The sequence below is a fragment of the Peribacillus tepidiphilus genome, assembly GCF_009466385.1.
Taxonomy (GTDB): Bacteria; Bacillota; Bacilli; order Bacillales; family DSM-1321; genus Bacillus_BN; species Bacillus_BN tepidiphilus.
The window spans coordinates 1-1,734 of record NZ_WIAQ01000063.1 but is presented as its reverse complement, the minus strand read 5'-3'; the positions used below and the strand labels follow the sequence as shown (position 1 = coordinate 1,734).

The 1,734-nt window shown below is 46.5% G+C and carries 2 tRNA genes and 2 rRNA genes; all 4 read left to right on the top strand.

Annotated features, from left to right (window positions below):
• Positions 1-122 (top strand): 16S ribosomal RNA (locus GD441_RS16915); the annotation flags it as partial.
• A gap of 540 nt (positions 123-662) precedes the next feature.
• Positions 663-739, top strand: a tRNA-Ile gene (locus tag GD441_RS16910).
• A 23-nt stretch (positions 740-762) separates the two neighbouring features.
• Positions 763-838: transfer RNA gene (locus GD441_RS16905), tRNA-Ala, on the top strand.
• 473 nt (positions 839-1,311) lie between these two features.
• Positions 1,312-1,734 (top strand): 23S ribosomal RNA (locus tag GD441_RS16900); the annotation flags it as partial.

Genomic DNA, 1,734 nt, shown 5'->3' with positions numbered 1-1,734 from the left:
TTGTAACACCCGAAGTCGGTGGGGTAACCTTTTGGAGCCAGCCGCCTAAGGTGGGACAGATGATTGGGGTGAAGTCGTAACAAGGTAGCCGTATCGGAAGGTGCGGCTGGATCACCTCCTTTCTAAGGATATATATGAAATGTTGATCGTAATTGTTTTGTTTAGTTTTGAGAGTGTAATCTCTCAAATTCGTTCTTTGAAAACTAGATAACAGCAACAAGGCAAATTTTTGCGTCAAAACACCGAGTAAAATTTATAGCAAGGTGTATGAGAAGCGAGAAGTTCGAGGAAGCGAGCGAGTGAGCACCGGAGTTTATATCACATAAATGAGGATGCGAACGAGCGAAGCTGACGAAGAAATTCGACGCTTATCATAGCCGTAAGGTTAAGTTAGAAAGGGCGCACGGTGGATGCCTTGGCACTAGGAGCCGATGAAGGACGGGACTAACACCGATATGCTTCGGGGAGCTGTAAGTAAGCTTTGATCCGGAGANTTTGGAGCCAGCCGCCTAAGGTGGGACAGATGATTGGGGTGAAGTCGTAACAAGGTAGCCGTATCGGAAGGTGCGGCTGGATCACCTCCTTTCTAAGGATATATATGAAACGTTGATGGTATTTGTTTTGTTTAGTTTTGAGAGTGTAATCTCTCATCATATGGTAATGGGCCTATAGCTCAGCTGGTTAGAGCGCACGCCTGATAAGCGTGAGGTCGATGGTTCGAGTCCATTTAGGCCCACCATACTTATTTATAAAAAATCGTTTGGGGCCTTAGCTCAGCTGGGAGAGCGCCTGCTTTGCACGCAGGAGGTCAGCGGTTCGATCCCGCTAGGCTCCACCACTATTCGTTCTTTGAAAACTAGATAACAGCAACAAGGCAAATTTTTGCGTCAAAACACCGAGTAAAATTTATAGCAAGTTTTTACCGGTAGTCAGTAAGCTGTACTTGATTCGAAGCGCCAGATTGGCGTAGAAGAAGCAAGTAGGTCGAGGAAGCAAAGGGAGCGANACATGAGGATCTGAGTGAGTGAAGCTGACAAAGAAATTCGAAGCTTATCATTTGTCGAAATTCGTTCTTTGAAAACTAGATAACAGCAACAAGGCAAATTTTTGCGTCAAAACACCGAGTAAAATTTATAGCAAGTTTTTACCGGTAGTCAGTAAGCTGTACTTGATTCGAAGCGCCAGATTGGCGTAGAAGAAGCAAGTAGGTCGAGGAAGCAAAGGGAGCGAACACCGGAGTTTATTAAACATAAATGAGGATGTGAGCGACCGAAGCTGACGAAGAGATACGCAGCTTATTGTACGCCAATAGGTTAAGTTAGAAAGGGCGCACGGTGGATGCCTTGGCACTAGGAGCCGATGAAGGACGGGACTAACACCGATATGCTTCGGGGAGCTGTAAGTAAGCTTTGATCCGAAGATTTCCGAATGGGGGAACCCACTGCTCGTAATGGAGCAGTATTCTTACCTGAATCCATAGGGTAAGAAAGGCACACCCGGGGAACTGAAACATCTAAGTACCCGGAGGAGAAGAAAGCAAACGCGATTTCCTGAGTAGCGGCGAGCGAAACGGAACCAGCCCAAACCGGAAGGTTTGCCTTCCGGGGTTGTAGGACACTCTATATGGAGTTACAAAGGAACGGGGTAAACGAAGAGACATGGAAAGGTCCGTCATAGAAGGTAATAACCCTGTAGTTGAAACTTCGTTCCCTCCTGAGTGGATCCTGAGTACGG